At 43.3% G+C, this 18,305-nt stretch carries 13 protein-coding genes and 2 pseudogenes; 2 read left to right on the top strand and 13 right to left on the bottom strand.

The annotated features are described in order from the left end of the window. Positions 1-12 precede the first annotated feature (12 nt). Complete coding sequence (locus DQN48_RS04270) at positions 13-2,634, top strand: outer membrane family protein (protein ID WP_013023122.1); 2,622 nt, start codon at positions 13-15, stop codon at positions 2,632-2,634. Here the strand turns inward: DQN48_RS04270 and DQN48_RS04265 are convergent. The 13 genes and pseudogenes from DQN48_RS04265 to DQN48_RS04205 form a co-directional block, all read right to left on the bottom strand. Then, on the bottom strand, positions 2,631-3,152 hold the full coding sequence (locus DQN48_RS04265) for an amino acid ABC transporter permease (protein ID WP_049762194.1): 522 nt from the start codon (positions 3,150-3,152) through the stop codon (positions 2,631-2,633). The genes DQN48_RS04270 and DQN48_RS04265 overlap by 4 nt on opposite strands. 185 nt (positions 3,153-3,337) lie before the next feature. Next, positions 3,338-3,778: pseudogene (locus DQN48_RS04260) on the bottom strand (ABC transporter substrate-binding protein); the annotation flags it as partial. Then, a pseudogene (locus DQN48_RS04255) lies at positions 3,751-4,065 on the bottom strand (ATP-binding cassette domain-containing protein); the annotation flags it as partial. The pseudogenes DQN48_RS04255 and DQN48_RS04260, both read right to left, overlap by 28 nt. A gap of 288 nt (positions 4,066-4,353) precedes the next feature. Further along, positions 4,354-6,279: a 6-hydroxymethylpterin diphosphokinase MptE-like protein gene (locus DQN48_RS04250; RefSeq protein ID WP_013023121.1), complete on the bottom strand. Its 1,926-nt coding sequence runs from the start codon at positions 6,277-6,279 to the stop codon at positions 4,354-4,356. 24 nt (positions 6,280-6,303) lie between these two features. Continuing rightward, positions 6,304-6,669, bottom strand: coding sequence for a 50S ribosomal protein L20 (rplT, locus tag DQN48_RS04245; protein ID WP_013023120.1), 366 nt, complete (start codon positions 6,667-6,669; stop codon positions 6,304-6,306). A gap of 82 nt (positions 6,670-6,751) precedes the next feature. Then, positions 6,752-6,946, bottom strand: a complete 195-nt coding sequence (gene rpmI / locus DQN48_RS04240) for a 50S ribosomal protein L35 (protein ID WP_041913135.1) — start codon at positions 6,944-6,946, stop codon at positions 6,752-6,754. Beyond that, positions 6,934-7,491: a translation initiation factor IF-3 gene (gene infC / locus DQN48_RS04235; protein ID WP_013023119.1), complete on the bottom strand. Its 558-nt coding sequence runs from the start codon at positions 7,489-7,491 to the stop codon at positions 6,934-6,936. The genes rpmI and infC overlap by 13 nt, the downstream gene beginning before the upstream one ends. Next, positions 7,488-9,299, bottom strand: coding sequence for a threonine--tRNA ligase (gene thrS / locus DQN48_RS04230; RefSeq protein ID WP_013023118.1), 1,812 nt, complete (start codon positions 9,297-9,299; stop codon positions 7,488-7,490). The genes infC and thrS overlap by 4 nt, the downstream gene beginning before the upstream one ends. A 528-nt stretch (positions 9,300-9,827) precedes the next feature. Further along, positions 9,828-11,780, bottom strand: coding sequence for an NAD-dependent DNA ligase LigA (gene ligA, locus DQN48_RS04225; protein WP_041913133.1), 1,953 nt, complete (start codon positions 11,778-11,780; stop codon positions 9,828-9,830). Positions 11,781-12,028: 248 nt separating this feature from the next. Continuing rightward, a complete protein-coding gene (locus DQN48_RS04220; RefSeq protein WP_013023116.1) occupies positions 12,029-13,831 on the bottom strand; it encodes a flagellar hook protein FlgE in 1,803 nt (600 codons plus the stop codon). Further along, positions 13,812-14,651, bottom strand: coding sequence for a flagellar hook assembly protein FlgD (flgD, locus tag DQN48_RS04215; RefSeq protein ID WP_013023115.1), 840 nt, complete (start codon positions 14,649-14,651; stop codon positions 13,812-13,814). Before flgD ends, DQN48_RS04220 begins: the two co-directional genes overlap by 20 nt. Positions 14,652-14,660: 9 nt before the next feature. Next, positions 14,661-15,212, bottom strand: a complete 552-nt coding sequence (fliK, locus tag DQN48_RS04210; RefSeq protein ID WP_049762192.1) for a flagellar hook-length control protein FliK — start codon at positions 15,210-15,212, stop codon at positions 14,661-14,663. A 170-nt stretch (positions 15,213-15,382) separates the two neighbouring features. Then, positions 15,383-16,237, bottom strand: a complete 855-nt coding sequence (locus DQN48_RS04205; protein ID WP_145980436.1) for a hypothetical protein — start codon at positions 16,235-16,237, stop codon at positions 15,383-15,385. 250 nt (positions 16,238-16,487) lie between these two features. Between DQN48_RS04205 and typA the strand changes: the two genes are divergently transcribed. Further along, positions 16,488-18,290, top strand: coding sequence for a translational GTPase TypA (typA, locus tag DQN48_RS04200; protein ID WP_013023113.1), 1,803 nt, complete (start codon positions 16,488-16,490; stop codon positions 18,288-18,290). Positions 18,291-18,305 lie beyond the last annotated feature (15 nt).

The following is an 18,305-nucleotide window of genomic DNA, read 5'->3' as shown; positions in this document are numbered from 1 at the left end:
AGAGGTGTTTCCATGAAAAAAGCTTATTGGTGTTTGGGATTGTTTTTCGGATCTGTTGTATTGGCTAATGAAATCCCTTCAAAAGAAGCCACAAAATCAATTTCTTCTGTTGAGAAATCCTCTCAAAACTCGCCTACAAAGGATGAAACTAGCCCCTCTCTCAAGACTAGCAAAGATTCCTCTGCTAAATCCTCCACTGAAGCAAAAAAGCCAAAGCATCAGGCAAATGAGCCAAAAAACACGCAGGGGAAAGAGGCAGAAAAAAAGCACTCAAAAGAAATCTCTACCAAAGATGCCATAGCTCCTCAAAATCCTCCTGATACCAGCTCAAAAGACACAGCAACAGCCCCTGCCACAAATGCAGCTACCAAAGCAGACAACGCATCACAAAATACAGCGGCTACAAACCAAGCAAAACCAAAGGAATCCATTGAGCAAAAAACCATTGAGATTGAAGATGCCACCTCTGCATCAAGATTTCTTAACTTCCGTCAGGATCCCACTTCTAAGGATGTAAAACCCACCCAAACCATCGAAGAAGAGGTTGAGCAAACTCCAAAAACCCCTCCCCCTCCCCCAGATGAACAAAAAAAAGAACTCAAAGATCAAATCAAAGAACAGGTAAAAGAACAGCTAAAAGAGCAACTCAAAGAAATCATCCCAGAAGTAGATAAAAAAGCACAGCCCCCAAACCCTAGCACGCCAAGCACCACCCCAGCTAGCACTCCAAACACACAGGAGGAGAAAACAAAAGCACAAAATCTAGAGCAAAATACCCAGGCTGCACCCATAACACCCACCACCCCAGCTAGCACTCCAAACACACAGGAGGAGAAAAAATCTGAAGAAAACCCAGCTAGCACAGCTGCTAAAACAGAGGAAAAATCTCCAGAAGTAGAGAAAAAAGAAAAAATTGAAGAGACCACCTCTTCATCCAGATTCCTAGATTTCCGCAAGGCTCCCACTTCCAAAGAAATCAATAAAGAACCAGAAAAGGAGCCAGAAAACACCGAGATTAAAGAACAAGTAAAAGAGCAGCTAAAAGAACAACTCAAAGAGCAGCTTAGTGAGCATATCAAAGAACAAGTAAAAGAGCAGCTAAAAGAAATCATCCCAGAGGCCATCCAAAAAGCCGCTGATGCGCCCGCTCCCAAGACCAAGGGGCGAAAAAAAGCTCCTAGCCCAGAGACGCAGGCCAAAAAAGAAATCCTCAAAGAGATGCTAAAAGAAATCAAAAAAGAAGAGCCCAAAGAGTCCAAAAAGGAGGAGGGTAAAAAAGAGTCCAAAGAATCCAAAAAAGAGGAACACAAAAAAGAAGAGGATAAAAAAACCAAGGGAGTCACCACTCCAGTGGTACTTCCTAAAGCGCCGCCAAAAAAGCCATTTTGGAAGCCTTTTCGATTCTCTGACCTTCGCTATGATGGTGAATTGGAAATCTTTGGTAAGCTTGGCTTTAATAACATCCATTATGATCCAGAAAAGCTCAAATATCCCACAGATTCCTATAGCACAGTATTTTTACAAGGTAATGTATCCTATGCCTTTAATGACTATCTTTCTATAAAATTTGGTGTGAGCACCAATGGCGTCATCTTAAATAGTACGCTGTGGCAGGCAAAAGGTGTGCCCTTTGCTCCTACAATTGTGGGCTATATTGGATTTTATGATGGATTTAGTGGAATAGATCCCAATCATCTGCCACGCAATGTCATCGTAAATAACGCGTATTTGGAATTCAAAAGCGAGCATTTTGCCCTGAAAGCTGGGCGATATGAGCTAGATGGCTATAATTTTTTTGATAGCTACACCCAGGGTGCTGAGATGCACGTCTCTGCGGCGAATTTCGATATCTTCGCACTTTTCTCTGATGCACGTGCATCCGTTTCTGCGAGCTGGTTTTATGATTATGGCAGATACTACACCCAAAATCACAGCCTTTTTATTACAGGAGCGAAATACCAAAATTTTGGTGCAAAGGTACAGTTTGCTACATATATCAGTCCCAATTACTATACCATCCCAGAAGTTGAGGTGGCCTATCACTATATTTTTGACAAAAATTGGAGTGCCAAAACCACGGCTATTGGCCTTTTTGTTTTCAATCAGGGAAAGCTGGGAAGGGATGTGATTGGCTTTGGTGCACAGCTAGAAAAAACCGCCCAGACCCTCTATGTGGATCAGGAATTTTTCTTTAGAGATAAGTTCTCTTTTGGTGGAAGTATTTACAAAAATTTTGGTGATGCCAATGGGCGTCTGGGAATCTATGGGAACCCCATAAAAATGGACGTTTGGGAGGGGAGCTTGTATGATACGGATGCATTGACCAATGTCGTGGCTGCCAATGCACTCACTGGCCTCATCTACACCACCTTTCATCACAAATATTTTGATCTCAAAGTCGATGCACGTGTGACCAAAAGCCCTAGGGGCGATGCCCAAACAGTGGGATTGCAGTTAGAGCATGCTATCACGAGAAATTGGCATGTATATTTGAAACTGCAGTATTTCCGCGACACGATTTTTGCGGGATACTCGCTGGGGGGCATGAATGCACAAGGCCAGGTTCTCACCCTGCCCCGCACTATCCATCCTGACCGCAGTTACTTCTCCTTCCTCTTGCGCTATCACTTCTAAAGGGTTAGGGCTTTTTTGTGATTGCAAAAAACAAAGGTGGTGATGCATTGTGACAAAAGAGTGGGCGTAACATTCCTAAAGCATTGAGGGAAGATTATATAAAAAAGCGTCTGTGCCAAAGAAAAGCCCTGAGACTGCGCTGCTTCAAATTGACCCTTTGGCACGGATTGGATCCCGCTGCGCACCACCTCGCTCATATAAGCCCCATGATACACACCAACGCCAAAGATGCCTATCATGAAAGGCGAGAGAGTCACTCCAATCGTGGGGATGACAAAATACAAGAAAAATATGATAGTGAGAAGTGGGGTATTTTGAAAAAATTCCACATAGATTCTAGAGGCTAGCCTTAAGGGCTTTTTCTTGGATGTGGCCATTAGGCCGCTCAAAGATCCCAGAGCTAGAGCCAAAGCAATGGCGATTGCGCTCAAAATCAATGTGTAGAAATAACCAGATAAAAACAAGGGGTAATTATGAAATGTTTCCATCCATCTAGAAAGCGCAAAAGGGCCCTGCATTACCTCTCCTTCTATGAAAATCTCCAATCCATCTCAAGGCCAAAGTTTATGGCTTTTTTTTTGTTTGATTGCACCAAAGCCCTCATCCAAAAGATACTCCTATCCATAACTAAAAGGGCTATATCCACGCGGGATAAAAACCCAAACATCCCAATCCCGGGTAAAAGCCCTTTTCAAAGGGCCAATCACTCTGATAAGCCCCATTTTTTCTTAAGCGCATTAATTTGATTTTGATGGGTTTTTACAAATTCATCCACATATTTTGCAAATTCAAGATCCCTCTTGCTAGTAGCAATGTCATAGCTCTGTTTTGCAAAATTGTCTTTGAGGATCTTGCTATCCTTATCTACATAGCCTAGCAATATAGATTTATCCACGCTAAATGCATCAATGCGCCCAGCCACAAGAGCAGCTTTTAGCGAGGGATAGTCTGGATAATTATCTACTTTGATTTTTATGCCAGCCTCTTTGGCCGCAGATTCCAGCACCTTTTGTGTGGTAGCGCCCTGTGCCACACCTATGGTTTTGTTATCTAAATCCTTGAAGCTGTTGATATTCTTGTTTTTGAGCACCAAAAGCCCGATGTAATCATCACATTTTTGAGCTTCATAGGGGCTAGAATAAGATTTTCTAGAGCACTCATATGGGGATAAAGATTGAAATGCTGGAAAACCATGGAGCAGTAATCTCTGCAGATTTTTAGCTTATTTTTGTGGTTCATCTCCAATTCCCCCACGATGATTTTTCCGCTGCTGATGTCCTCCAAGCCATTGATGCATCGGATTGTGGTAGATTTTCCAGAGCCACTGGGGCCGATGATGACTAGCTTCTCTCCATTGGTGATTTGCAAATTGATGTCTTTGAGCACATGGTGATCGCCAAAGTATTTGTGCACATTCTCTAGACTTACCAAAACCTCTCCTTTCATACAAAAGACCTAAAAACTCTAGCCTAACATTCTGGATAATGCTAAAAAAGACAAAGATAAAAAGCAAAAATTGCTTGAATGCTAAGTTTTAGTAACAATTTAAAATCCACGTGTTACTTTTTGCATACTAGGATTCCACTCTTTCTAGCCAGTGATTTTATGATTTTAAAATTTGGGTTTAAAGAGCATTTGAAAGGCCAAGAGTGCCCCACTCCAGCCGCTTACTCAGCGCTTATTCATTGTTGCATAGGCATCAGGATTCTGAATAGGAATTCAAGTTTTGTGGGTATTTGCATAGAGACCCAAAAGCAGCTTGTATTGCAGTAGCATCTTGTCAAAAATGCGCGCAATCACCTCAAGACATTGTGCAAAAAACACAAAAATATCATCATGAGGCAGATGCATGGCAGAAAGCAGGAGGCTCTGGGCAACATGTGCTAATGTACCCTCAAATAAAATGCCAAGATGAGGATCTTTTCTGCTTGTTTGAGAGAGTAAAAGCAATAATTCATCCATGAGGCAAAAAAGCTCTTTTTTGCTTCTAGCGCCCCGCCCCAAGAGTTCTAGCATGCAATCACGGAAGGCATAGGCATTAGTGATCTTTGCTCTAAAATCTAGAGGGGGATTTTTTTTCATATAGCTTTTGATTTGTGAGATTGCAGCTTGTTTGTCGATGGGACGCAGGGAGATGCCCTCTGCATGGATGCTGCGCGCACCCTCTACATAAGCGCCAAATCCAAGGTTAAGCACAAGACGTGGCTTCAAAAAATCAATGGCATCCGCAAGATTTTGCAAAGAAAGCAGAAAAATCGAATCTGCAAAAACTCTTTTGTTTGCATTTCCCTTCACTTCTATGGCATGACTTGGGATCTGTGACTTTTCTTTGCCATAGTAGGAGTTGCTTGCATGTTTGCTCTCCCCCTCTATGTAGCCACAATCCAGCCCACAGAGCAAAATCTCACTTCCCAGCTGCATGGCCAGACTCGCACCTGCATTACCTACAAATGGTGCGCAAAACTCCATCACACTGTTTTTATCAAGATAGCTACACGCACTACCTCCGCGCAAAAATACATATGCCTCCCTGGCCTGATGAAGCGCAGCAGGACTCACCATATTGCCACAAAGCAGCGTGGTATCGCCCAAGGGTGCAGCCCTCAAAACATCGCTAAGATAATCAATGCGCTCAATTTCAATCTGAAAATCCACGCAAATCCCAGCATTTTTGAGAGGTTTTAGCGCCGTGCCACAGGAAAAAATCAACATCTTTTCTTGATTTTGTGCGATGAAGGGAAGGAGGGCATCTAGGCTTGGTCCATTTCCTACCACGCAAATGGGGATGTTTTGGCGCTTGGGGAAAGAAAGCGTAGGCATGGAATAATTTTGCAGGGTATTCTCAAGACCCTTCATCTCATCCTCAAAGCTCCCCCATCCGCGCTTATTAGCACTAAATTCCTGCATCACAAAAGAAGAGATTTGTTGCATTTTTTTGCTTTGATAGCATTGCAGTTCACAGAGCAAAAAATTACTCGTAATCTTTCTGGCTGCAAAAAAATTGCGAATCATTTTTTTGTCAAAGATGTTTTGCACAAACAAATACAATGCGTTAGGATTGGTGCTCTCAAAAAGCGCCTCATAATCCAAAAAATAGCAGCTAATGCGAAAGAGATCGAGATTTTCTTCAAAAATAAAAAGCGCGTGAAAAAACACGCCTCGCTCTCGCATGAATTCCAAAAACAAACCCCCAAGTAGCCCATAGAGCAAAGTCGTTGGCATGAATTTGGGATCGAGATAATATTCCTTGATGCCCTGATGCTTTTGCAAAAGCTTGATAAAAGAAGCGATTGCCTCCCCTGTAATTGGGAATTTTTTCTCATCAATTGGGGAGAGAGATACTTCATTATGATGCAATTTCCAGCGCGGATTTTTGCTCGGAGAGAGGGAGAGCTCGCCATGTGTCTCGACCATGGTGTATTGCCCTTCTAACGTAGGATAGAGCAGACTTTTGGTGCGCAAATCAATGATGTTTAGCCCTTTCTTATCAAAGAGGAGGTTGTAATCTGTGGGCGGTTTTTTGAGTTGTGTGAAGAGTTTGGGGGAATGAATCGCAAAAAATTCCATATTTTTGACCATTCTTTGGGAAAGAAGATTTTGTATTTTTTGCGTATCCCCCTCTGTTAGGATCTCTTGCAGAGTCATGAAAGCTCCCTTTGGCAAGGGAGATTATTTTTGGGCTTTATGCAGTGCCTCTTTGGCGATGGATAGGATCTCATGGAATGCAGCGCTATCATTCATTGCCATATCTGCGAGCACCTTTCGATCTAACTCGACATTTGCAAGCTTCAATCCATGCATGAATTTGGAATAACTCATTGCACTCATCCTGCATGCTGCATTGATGCGCACAATCCAAAGGCTGCGGAAATCTCTTTTTTTCTGCTTTCTATCACGGAAGGCATAATACATGCTTCTTTCTAATTGCTCTTTTGCCTTTCTGAAATGCTTTCTTCTTCCGCTATAAAAGCCTCTGGCAAGTTTTAGGATTTTTTTATGGCGTCTTCTTCTGACAAAACCTGTTTTTACTCTCATTTTTTCTCCTTTACCTAATAGGTGTAGTCCTTTGACTAATCTTTCCCTCAACGAGGGGAGTTTTTACCGAATCTAGCCCTGCTCATGCTTGGCAAAGTAGATTTTTTACCGAATCTATGTTTGCACTGTGCACATACTGTGGTTTTTTTAGATTTGCTTTTCTTTTGGGGCTTTTTTTGGTCAAAATGTGACTTCTAAAAGCACTACCACGCTTGATCAGATTTTTTTTGGCTTTAAATCTTTTCGCTGCGCCGCGGTTTGTTTTCATTTTTGGCATGTCTGTTCTCCTTTCATAAGATGATTTTTTTCCTGCTTTTTGGGGACAAAAAGCCATATGACATAGCGCCCCTCTACCCTGGGTTCTTTTTCAGGTGTGGCGATATCCTCAACCATCCCCGCAATCCTGCGCAAGACCTCAAAGCCTCCCTGAGGATCGCTAGTCTCCCTCCCTTTTAGTACGACTTTGAATTTCACATGCTTTTGTTCAGCGATAAATTCCCTGGCATGCTTGACTTTGTAATTGATGTCATTTTGTGCAATCTGAGTGGAGAGCTTTATTTCTTTGATTTCAATTTGCTTTTGCTTTTTACGCGCCTCTTTTTGCTTTTTTTCTAATTGGTAGCGATATTTTCCATAATCCATCACCTTGCACACAGGCGGATTGGCATTGGGGGAAATCAACACCAAATCCAACCCCTTAGAATTTGCAATTTTTTGCGCCTCACTAGAAGATATAATCCCATAAACCTCCCCATCATCCCCCACGCACCGAACCTCTTTAAAATGAATCTCCTGATTTAACAATACTTCTTCTTTACTCAAAAACTAACCTCTTTCATCTTTTGTTCCACCATATGCAAAAACTCCTCTTCTTTCATTTCATATTGGGATTTTTCCCTGCGATCCCGGATGGCCAAAGTACCGCTATTTTGCTCCTTTTGGCCGATGACTAGAATCATGGGGACATGCTGCTTTTCTGCGTTTCGAATCTTTTTATTTAGTGTTTCATTCTTGTTCATCACCTCTGCATACGCACCAAGAGCGATGATTTTTTTGCGCAGGGATTGTGCGTATTGGTGCTGAGATTCTGTGATAGGGATTAGAACCACCTGCACTGGCGCGATGAAAAAAGGAAATTCTCCACCAAAATGCTCAGTCAAAATCGCACTAAAGCGCTCAAATGACCCAAGAATGGCGCGATGGATCATCACAGGCTGCTGGGCAGTGTTGTTTTCATCGATATATTCTAGAGCAAAGCGCTCAGGCAAATTCATATCAATTTGTATCGTGCCGCACTGCCATTTGCGCCCGATTGCATCTGTGATTTTGATATCAATCTTTGGACCATAAAATGCACCCCCACCCTCATCGATTTTGTAATGAATATGATTTTCTTGCAGAGCATCAATAAGTGCTTGTGTGGCAACCTCCCAAACAGCATCCTGCCCGATAGATTTTTGTGGCCTTGTGGCAAGCTCCATCTCATAGCAAAATCCAAATGCCTGCATGATTTTATCTGTAAATGCAATGATGTTACTCACTTCTGTTTTAATCTGAGTGGGACGACAGAAAATGTGCGCATCATCTTGGGTGAACTCTCGTACGCGCAAAAGTCCATGCAATACGCCGCTTTTTTCATGGCGGTGCACGATGCCATACTCATAAAAGCGCAGTGGTAGCTCGCGATAGCTGCGCACAGAACTCTGATAGACCTTGATATGCCCCACGCAATTCATGGGTTTCAATCCATATTCCACCTCATCAATGGTGGTAAAATACATATTTTCGCCATAATTATCAAAATGCCCACTGGTCTTCCACACGCTACTTTTGAGGAGCTCAGGGCCGCGCACAGGCTCATAATCGCGAATCATCAATGCCTTGGTTAAGAGCTCTTCAATCCTCCTGCGCAGTCTTGCACCATTGGGCAGCCAAATGGGCAACCCAGCGCCTACCTCCTCATCGAAGGTAAAAAGCCCCATTTCTACGCCCAGCTTGCGATGATCTCGCTTTTTTGCCTCTTCTATTTGATGCAGATAAGCATTTAGCATTTCTTTGTCTGCAAAGGCGATACCATAGATCCGAGTGAGCATCTCAGCGCTTTCATCTCCTCCCAAATACGCACCAGCTAGCTTTGTGAGCTTGAAGGCATGCAAAAATTTCGTATTTGGTAGATGGGGCCCGCGGCACAGATCCTCAAAATCCCCCTGTGCATAAACCCCAAAGTCATCACCTGGAATTTTGCTCATTACCGCCTGCTTGAGCTCATCATCTTGGAATTTTTCTAGTGCTTCCTGGCGAGTCATGGTGGATTTGATGATGGGGAGTTTTCTTTTTGCAATCTCCTTCATCTGCTTTTCGATCTTTGCGAGATCCTCTTGGCTGATTTTGTGAGCTGTCTTGAAATCATAATAAAAGCCCTCATCCACCACAGGGCCTACGAAAAATTTCGCATCAGGATAGAGTTCTTTGATCGCCTGGGCCATCAAATGCGCGCAGGAATGGCGAATGATAGAGAGAGAATCTTGAGAATTATCAAACAAAATTTCCACACCCCTAAGGCCTTTTTCTTGGGCGGTTTGTGTATCAAAAATTTCCTCTCCAATCCTAATACCAATAATTTCTGACATTCTATTCCTTGGAAAAATCTAAAAAATTCGCAGGATTATAACACAAAAAACAAAAATTTTGCGGATTTTTGGGGAGAAAGAGGGCATGCCTGTGTTTTTAGATAGAGGATTGGAGTACAAAAGTTTTTGTGCTTTGATACCCCATTGCTGATATTTTTAATTAGAGAGGGAATTGGGGGAAGAAAAATCCAGCTAACGGCCAGATGAAGCAAAATATGGCGACTATAAAAGGAATGAACTTATTTTTGGATGAGAGTTTTAAACATCAATGTTTTGTGCCATCTCTTGTGCCCTGCAAGCTTAGCTCTTAATGATTAAATTTGCCACAAACTCCATGGGTTCATCAAAACACATAACCAAGGCCTGCTTAAAAAGCACAAATAGCAAGCAAAATCCAAAGCCATGCCACCGCAAGCATTGCGCACAACTCACGTCGCCTAAGGGCTTTGCATGCAAACTCCTATCCATGAAAAATTTAAAAACATAAAGCCATAAAAATATGAGGCAAAAAACCAATAAAGCAAAAATTCACCCCTGGAATTTTTCCCAAAACTCCGCCTCAGAGAGTATCCCCACCCCAAGCTCACGAGCTTTATCTAGCTTGCTGCCAGGATTTTCTCCATAGATCACAAAATCTACCTTCCCACTCACGCTAGTACTGATTTTTGCTCCTACGCCCTCTAGCAGAGCGGCCACCTCCTCACGCGAGCGCTGCATGCTGCCAGTAAGCACGATTTTTTTGGCAGAAAAATAATTTTGCACCGGATTTTGGGTCTGTTGCACCTTTGGGGTCAGAATCTTTAATAGGACGTGGATGAGCCTAGCATTGACCTGACTAAATTCCAAAAAAGACTCTGCCATTTCCTTGCCAAAGCCATCGATGCGAGTGAGGGCATCATAATCCTTGTCAAAACACTCTAGCCCAAAAGCAAGGGCGAGTTTTTTGCTCGCCCCCTCGCCGATATGCTCGATCCCCAGCGCATGAATCAATCGCCACAAATCGATGTTTTTGGTATTTGCGATTGCCTCTAGCAAATTTTTGGCTTTTTTTTCTTTGAAGCCCTCAAGCCTTAGCAATTCCTCATAATCCAGACTATAGAGATCGGTGATATTTTTCACAAGACCGGCTGCAAAAAGTTGGTAGATGATTTTCTCCCCCAAACCATCGATGTTGAGGGCTTTTTTGGAGACAAAATGCACGATACTCTCCCTCACCCTTGCTGTGCATTGCAGATTTTGACAGCGGATGAAGATCTCTTCGATGAGCAATCTCTCTCCACAAATGGGGCAGTGTGTGGGCGGCTCTATTGCTTTTTCCTCCCCGGTGCGCCTTGCAATGTTGGGCCTTATGATCTTTGGGATCACATCTCCGCTTCGGATTACTACCACTTCATCAAAAATCCTGATGTCTTTTTTCTGAATCTCTTTGTAATTGTGCAATGTCGCTCTGGTGACTCTAGCCCCCTCGATCTCTATGGGCTCAAGCTCGGCCACGGGTGTGATGACTCCAGTGCGACCCACTTGGTTGATGATGGAGAGGATCTTGGTGAATTTCTCCACTGCAGGGAATTTATACGCACAGGCAAAGCGTGGGGATTTGATGGTAAACCCCATTTTCTCCTGCATCAAAAAAGAATCTAGCATCACCACCATGCCATCTAGCATCATTGGCAAATCCTCTCGTCTTTGCATGATTTCTTCATAATAACGCTGGATTTCTTGCATATTTTTGCAGAGTTGCACAAAGGGGATGGGAGAAAATCCAAAGCAAAAAACCTGCTCCAAAGCCTCCTTGAAGCTATCTATGCCTAGAGTATGCTGCCCAAATCCCCAGGGGATGAAGCGCAACTTCCTTTGGGCTGTGATGCTGCTATCTAGCTGGCGCATACTGCCTGCAGCGGCATTCCTGGGATTGGCAAACAATGCTTCACCCTCCTCCATGCGCTTTTTGTTGAGTGCTTCAAAATCACTTTTAGCAATCACCACCTCCCCGCGGATCTCAATTAGCCCTTTGTGGGGGATCTTTAGTGGGATAGAGGGAATGGTCTTGGCATTTTGTGTAACCAGCTCACCCTGCATGCCATCTCCGCGCGTGGTGGCAGAGATGAGATCTCCATTTTCATAGAGCAGGTTCAAAGATGCACCATCAAATTTTGGCGAGCAAGTAAAGATTGCTTCAGGATGATTTTTGTAGATTTTCTGGCACCAGGATTCTAGTTCCTCAAAAGAAAAAACATCATCCAAACTCCACATTTTTTTGCGATGCGTGTTTTTTTGAAATTCCAAAAGGGGTGGCATGCCTACTCTCTGGGTGGGAGAATCCTCTCTGATTGCTTCAGGATGAGCCTCCTCATAGCCCTTCACCTCATGATAGAGAATGTCATATTCCTCATCACTTGAAATTGGGTCATCTAGCACATAATAGTGATACGCCATTTTCTTGAGTTGCTCTACTTTTTTTTCATATTGCTCTTTTTCCATGCTTGTCTCTTTTTTGGATTTTTGGCAGAGATTATAACAAATCCCAATCCCATGCAAAAAAGCAAAGACAGGAGGGATTGCTGTTTGCGTGGTTGGAATGTGAGATAGTAGAGAAAAATCTTGCTAGCTGTATTTTGATGAGGTTGGCGGTGGTGTAAAATCTTGAAAACAACAGAGCAAAGCTTGCTAAAATCGCAGTCAAAAAGCCTAAGTTTCTGCCTAGGTTTTTGGCTAAAGAATTCAGGCCTTTAGCGCTTGAGATTAATGGCTTCTTTGATGAGATCATCCCCCGTGCTAAGTGCTTTTGCATTCATTGAATATCCGCGCTGCATCAAGATTAAATTAGTCAGCGCGCTGGTGACATCGGTGTTGCTAGTCTCTAGATATTTATGCATGACACGGCCAAATTTTAGCCTTCCATCCCCATCACCATCCCAACCCAAGATTGGTGCACCGCTTAGGATTTTATTATCTCCATTATTATCCGTGGTTTGCTTGAGTTCAAAGAGATTGCCCCCTACTTTGTGCAGACCCTGATCATTGCTAAATGCCGCGATGCCAATCCTGCCCATGGGCGTGCTTACTCCATTATCAAAATTCAGCTGTATAATCCCGTTTTCATCGATGCTCACACCACTAAGCCTGCCCTCTTTTTTGCCATCACTCTCACTCTTTAGCAAAGAAGAATCCTCATAACCCAAATTGCTAGAATGCGCATCCCCAGCCCCCTCAAGAGAATAGGCAATCTTGCTGCCTTGGAAATCTAGCTCAATTGGCTTTGCATGGGCTTGGTGATCTGTGTCAAATTCTAGAGTCTGTGTGTAGGTTTTGTCATCTAATGGATGATCTGTTTTATCCATAATCCTGCTGCGCGCCTCCCAGATCTGATCTTGCTTTTGACGATTATCCCCAGACTCCTCCAAGAAATACTGAGTTTTGATTAGGAATTTCTCGCCCTTTTCATCAAATATCTCTGCACTGGTACTATAGGACGCGATATTAAGCGATCCGCTAGTTTGGCTCTCACCTTTTTTCAAAGGAACATCAGCTAGCAAGAGCCCCAGGGAATCAAAAAATTTTCCCCCGAGGGTGAGCTTCATGTCTGCACCCTCATTTTTGAGCGTGAAGGCCATGGGTTTGATGGGTGTACCATCTTTGTCTCGTGCTACATCCAAAGAAAGCCCAGCGCTTTGAAATAATTTCTTGAGATCTGAGAAGGTGTGAAATTCCTCCTTTCCCACTTCTTTGTTGGGAGTGTATTTGAAATCAAATTTCTTCTCTTTGCCCTCTTCATTGATGGTGATGCGAATATCATTATTGCCTCTTGCATCCAGGGGCTTTTTTTCATTATTAAATAATGCATTCATATCAAGGCTATCAAGCTTTTGATCCAAAAATTTGCCATTCTCATCAAAGAGATATTGCGCTAGCGGCGCGTTTTCTTTTTTTGCATTGAGATTGAGTGCGATGTCTACCTTGGTGGTCTGTGTTGGCTGATAGATCATGTCTTGTGGGATGCGAAGTGGAGTGAGCTTGTTTTTTATTAGCGATTTTTGCTCCTCTTCTTTGTTGGGATTATCTGTGAGGACATTTCCCTTGATCTTGCCAAGATCTAGGCCATAGACATAATACCCCGCTGCATTGACCAAATATCCATCAGAATCGCGACTAAAAGATCCATCGCGGGTGAAATAATTTTGCTGATTGCCCTCATAGCCATCTTCATTGATGCTAAGGCTGCCTTTTGAGTTTTTGCCAACAATAAACCAACCCTTCCCCTCATATGCCATATCAAAATCCCCATCACTTCGTTTATAATCTCCGCTCTTTGTAGAAATGGCATTGCTAGAAACACTCACCCCATAATTGCTATCACTGCTCACAGTACTGCCATTGACGGAGGCTATGTTGCGGCTAAGCAGAGTTTTGAACTCAGGGATATGCTCGCGATAGCCAGGAGTATTGACATTGGCGATATTATTGGAGATGCTATCTAGGCCAAATTGATGGGTTTTGATTCCGCTGTAAGAATTAAGAATTGTGTTGTTCATCGCCTTTTTCCTTGTCATAGAATTCAATTGCACTATCCATTGGCAAGACCATCGCCCCCATTTTAATCATGGGCTTACCCTTGTCAAACACCACGCTATCCACTTCCCCTCTGCCCACGCGGGATTGCTGGTATTGGTTGGTGTGGGAATTGAGATTGTATTCTGCGCGGATATCATAGCTCCCCTCCTTCACGCGCACTCCCTTGTCATCTAGCCCATTCCATTTGAAGCTAATATAGCCACTCTGCCCTTCTTTGCCCTCAATAGGAAGGGTGGCGATGAGATTTTTGTCTTTGTCAAAAATCTGGATTGTGGGATTGCCCTGATCTTCATGAATGGGATTATCAAAATACAGCGCAAAATCCACATCCCCATCGCCCTTGACATGAATTCCATTGACATCTGTTTCTACGATCTTGCCAATCATAGAAACAGCATTGAGCGCGCTTACTTGGGCAAGATAGGCATTAGAATCTATACTTTGCTCCATTCCCTTATCAAGCTTCTCTAATGTATTTTTTAGATCGCTTTGGAAGGTTTTGAGCGCCTCATTGCTCTCTTTTGTGGATTGCATAGCACTGGCCACTTCCTTCATGGTTTTTTTGTTTTCTTCCTGCATTTCTACCTGTGTGAGCTGCGCGGTTTGGGTGATGATTTTGTCTGTCTCCATCGGAGCGGTGGGATCTTGATTTTTGAGTTGCTCGAGAAATAATTTCATAAACGCATCTTTATCCAGTCCATTGGCAATCTTTGGCCCTTGAGCCTTTTTGGCCTCTTGGGCTGCCTTTGCACCTGTGATTTCTGCTAGATCGATTGGCATTTTTGCTCCTTATGCATACTTAGGCAACACAATCTCTAAATGATCATATTGCACGGAATCCTCGATTTCCTTATATGCTTGCAAGCCATTTTCGTTCCTTTTTTGTTTACCTCCTTCATCCTGTGAGGAACCTCCACCCAGATCCCCACCGCCATGTGAGAAATTCAGATCGATATTTTGGAAGCCAATATTTTGGAGATGCTGGCGCAGATCCACCTGATTTTGCGCAAAGAGATTGATGGCCTGGATGTTGGAGGAGATGCTAATTTGCAAATCCTTGCCCTTTTTGGAGATGCTTAGCTCCACCTTGCCCAAATCTTTTGGATTTAGCTCGATCTCAAGCTTTGTTAGCGGCGGCTTGTAGTTTTTTATCGCCTCTTTGATTTGCTGAGCAAAACTAGAAAGTGTAGCGCGTAGCGCCCCTGCCTGGGACTCAGATTTTGTAATCTGATGATTTAGCAGTGCATTTGCAGGCTTTGCGCTCTCTTTTTTCTCCTCTATTCCTTGGGAATCCCCGCCCTCTTTGGATTCCCTTTGAGGGTTTTCTTCATTTTTTTTCAAATCCAGGGAAGCTGTGTTTTCTAGTGTCTTTTCTGATTCTGGCGCTACCTGAGCCTTTGGTGCATCTGTGGCGGTGGTGGGGAGTTTGGCATCTTTGATGTCTTTGTTAGAGGCAGCTCTTGTGCCTTCCTTGCTTTGTATTGTCTTTTTGCTTTTTTTACCTTTTTTAGCTATGAGTTCAGGGTTTTTTTTTTCGCTTCCACCCCTGCATCTTCTTCCACCCCATTATCATGCACAACTCCAAATTTATCCAATACCTTCTGGAGTTCAAGCTCCTTTTTTTCTTCACGGAGTCTAGGTTCTGCGATATTTTTAGGTAGATGATGACCTCGCTGTATTACTGCGATCTTCTCTCCACCTTCTTGCTTATATTCCATTTTATTTTCTTGATTTTGCTTCTTGCGCAATGCTAGATCTTTGGTGTTGATTTCTCTTAATGCTTGGGCAAGTGGCTCACCCACTGGCTTTTGAGATTTGATGGGATTTTGCTTTTTTTGCTCTAAGAGCTCTTGTGTGCTCATTTTCTGCACTTTTGTATTTTCTGTGCTCACATCTTTGCTAGGCTCTTTATGTGTCTTGCTTGCAACGATTTTCTTTGGCTCCGCTTTTTGGGGTTGCTCTTTTTCCAAAGACAGCTTTTGAGGATTGAGATTTTTTTGCTCTGCTAGAGTTTTGAGATCAGAGAGCTTTGGTGCGTCCTGCTTTGTTGGGGTTAGATTTTTTGCTGGCATATCCATTTTTGCTGGTGCATCTTTTGAGGTTTGGCCCAATTCTTTTTGATGAAATGCGCCAGAAGCCTCTTTGAGGGCTTGATGAGCCACCCCTTGTGCTAGATTAGATTGCACATCACTTGTATTTTTGGCCTCGCTTGCCTTTTTTTCGATCATTTTGGCAAAGCTTTCTTGTTCATCTTTTACCTGCGCTTCTATCTTCCCTTTTTTGGTGGGGGCGCTGGGGGCATTTGACTCTATGGCGGTGCTACTATTTATTACAGAATCTAACATATTCTTGCTCCAATTTTTCATTTCCCAACAAGATAAGCAAAAATAATTCCAAAAATCCCCCATTTCTAAAAATTTCCCAAATTCTCACAAGTCCCTCTGCATACTTCCCCACATTTATCCTGTATCCCCGCCATTTATGCAGATACACCACTCCATCCAAATAGCCCAGGATTGTAGATTAGGATTTTTTACTTTTTTATCAAAATTTTATAAAACATTAGGCAAAATTCCTGCTTCATTCTATTCCAAACAAAAAAGTAAAGAGAGACCTATGCAACAAATTAGAAACATCGCAGTGATCGCGCACGTAGATCATGGAAAAACCACTTTGGTCGATGGGCTTTTAAGCCAGTCAGGGACATTTAGCGAGAGAGAGAAACTCAATGAAAGGGTGATGGATAATAATGATCTAGAAAGGGAGAGGGGCATTACCATCCTCTCTAAAAATACCGCCATCCATTACAAAGGCACAAAAATCAACATCATCGACACGCCAGGACACGCGGATTTTGGCGGCGAAGTGGAGCGCGTGCTCAAGATGGTGGATGGAGTTTTGCTGCTAGTAGATGCACAAGAAGGTGTGATGCCCCAGACCAAATTTGTCGTCAAAAAGGCCCTAAGCTTTGGAATCTGTCCTATCGTAGTGGTAAATAAAATCGACAAACCCGCCGCAGAACCCGATCGTGTGGTAGATGAAGTTTTTGATCTCTTTGTGGCAATGGGTGCAAATGATGCGCAGCTGGATTTTCCAGTGATCTATGCAGCAGCGCGCGATGGCTATGCAATCAAAAATTTGGATGATGAGAAAAAAGACCTTGCGCCCCTCTTTGATGCGATATTAGAACATGTGCCCATGCCAAGTGGCAATAGCGACTCCCCACTGCAAATGCAAATTTTTACCCTGGATTATGACAATTATGTAGGAAAAATTGGCATTGCAAGGGTATTCAATGGAAAGGTCAAAAAAAACGAAAATGTGCTTCTAGCCAAGGGTGATGGCACCAAGGAATCAGGCCGCATCACAAAACTCATCGGATTTCTAGGCCTAGCTCGCATGGAAATAGAAGAAGCCAAGGCTGGGGATATCATAGCCATTGCAGGATTTAATGCCATTGATGTGGGCGATTCCATCGTCGATCCCAATAACCCCATGCCACTAGATCCCATGCATCTAGAAGAGCCTACCATGAGCGTTTATTTTGCTGTGAATGACAGCCCTTTAGCTGGTCTTGAGGGCAAGCATGTCACGGCCAATAAAATAAAAGATCGCCTACTTAAAGAAATGCAAACCAACATTGCCATGCGCTGTGAAGAAATGGGTGAGGGGAAATTCCGCGTATCTGGGCGAGGAGAGCTGCAAATCACTATTTTGGCCGAAAATTTGCGGCGCGAGGGATTTGAGTTTTCTATCTCGCGGCCAGAGGTCATTATCAAAGAAGAAAATGGCGCTAGACTCGAACCCTTTGAGCATCTCGTCATTGACACGCCACAAGATTTTAGCGGTACCATCATCGAGCGATTGGGGCGCAGAAAAGCAGAGATGAAAGCTATGAATCCCATGGGGGAAGGTTATACCAGACTAGAGTTTGAGATCCCAGCGCGCGGGCTCATTGGCTATCGCAGCGAATTTTTGACAGACACCAAGGGCGAGGGTATCATGAATCACAGTTTCTTAGAATTTCGCCCCTATAGCGGCAGCGTGGAAAGCCGAAAAAATGGCGCACTAGTCTCCATGGAAAATGGCGAGGCCACAAGTTTTTCGCTTTTTAATATGCAAGAGCGAGGCGTGCTTTTTATCACTCCACAGACTAAGGTCTATGTGGGAATGGTGATTGGCGAGCATAGTAGGGACAATGACCTAGATGTCAATCCTGTAAAGACCAAAAATCTCACAAATATGCGTGCTAGCGGGAGTGATGAAGCCATCAAGCTCGTACCACCAAGAGAGCTAACCCTAGAGCGCGCGCTAGAATGGATTGAGGATGATGAGATTTTAGAGATCACACCACAAAATCTCAGGATCCGCAAAAAATACCTCGACCCCAATGAAAGAAAAAGAATGGCGCGAAAATAACGCGCTATTAAGAAT

It is taken from the genome of Helicobacter mustelae, assembly GCF_900476215.1.
GTDB classification, from domain to species: domain Bacteria; phylum Campylobacterota; class Campylobacteria; order Campylobacterales; family Helicobacteraceae; genus Helicobacter_H; species Helicobacter_H mustelae.
Note: the sequence above shows the minus strand (reverse complement) of the source record. Positions and strands in the feature narration are given on the sequence as shown.

What these genes read in the sequence shown, in the direction of transcription:
- DQN48_RS04270 (WP_013023122.1), top strand. Translation starts at nt 13, where the DNA reads ATGAAAAAAGCTTATTGGTGTTTGGGATTGTTTTTCGGATCTGTTGTA.
- ligA (WP_041913133.1), bottom strand. Translation starts at nt 11,780, where the DNA reads ATGGAAAAAGAGCAATATGAAAAAAAAGTAGAGCAACTCAAGAAAATG.
- DQN48_RS04250 (WP_013023121.1), bottom strand. Translation starts at nt 6,279, where the DNA reads ATGACTCTGCAAGAGATCCTAACAGAGGGGGATACGCAAAAAATACAA.
- typA (WP_013023113.1), top strand. Translation starts at nt 16,488, where the DNA reads ATGCAACAAATTAGAAACATCGCAGTGATCGCGCACGTAGATCATGGA.
- DQN48_RS04205 (WP_145980436.1), bottom strand. Translation starts at nt 16,237, where the DNA reads ATGAAAAATTGGAGCAAGAATATGTTAGATTCTGTAATAAATAGTAGC.
- thrS (WP_013023118.1), bottom strand. Translation starts at nt 9,299, where the DNA reads ATGTCAGAAATTATTGGTATTAGGATTGGAGAGGAAATTTTTGATACA.
- DQN48_RS04220 (WP_013023116.1), bottom strand. Translation starts at nt 13,831, where the DNA reads ATGAACAACACAATTCTTAATTCTTACAGCGGAATCAAAACCCATCAA.
- DQN48_RS04265 (WP_049762194.1), bottom strand. Translation starts at nt 3,152, where the DNA reads ATGCAGGGCCCTTTTGCGCTTTCTAGATGGATGGAAACATTTCATAAT.
- rplT (WP_013023120.1), bottom strand. Translation starts at nt 6,669, where the DNA reads ATGAGAGTAAAAACAGGTTTTGTCAGAAGAAGACGCCATAAAAAAATC.
- flgD (WP_013023115.1), bottom strand. Translation starts at nt 14,651, where the DNA reads ATGCCAATCGATCTAGCAGAAATCACAGGTGCAAAGGCAGCCCAAGAG.
- rpmI (WP_041913135.1), bottom strand. Translation starts at nt 6,946, where the DNA reads ATGCCAAAAATGAAAACAAACCGCGGCGCAGCGAAAAGATTTAAAGCC.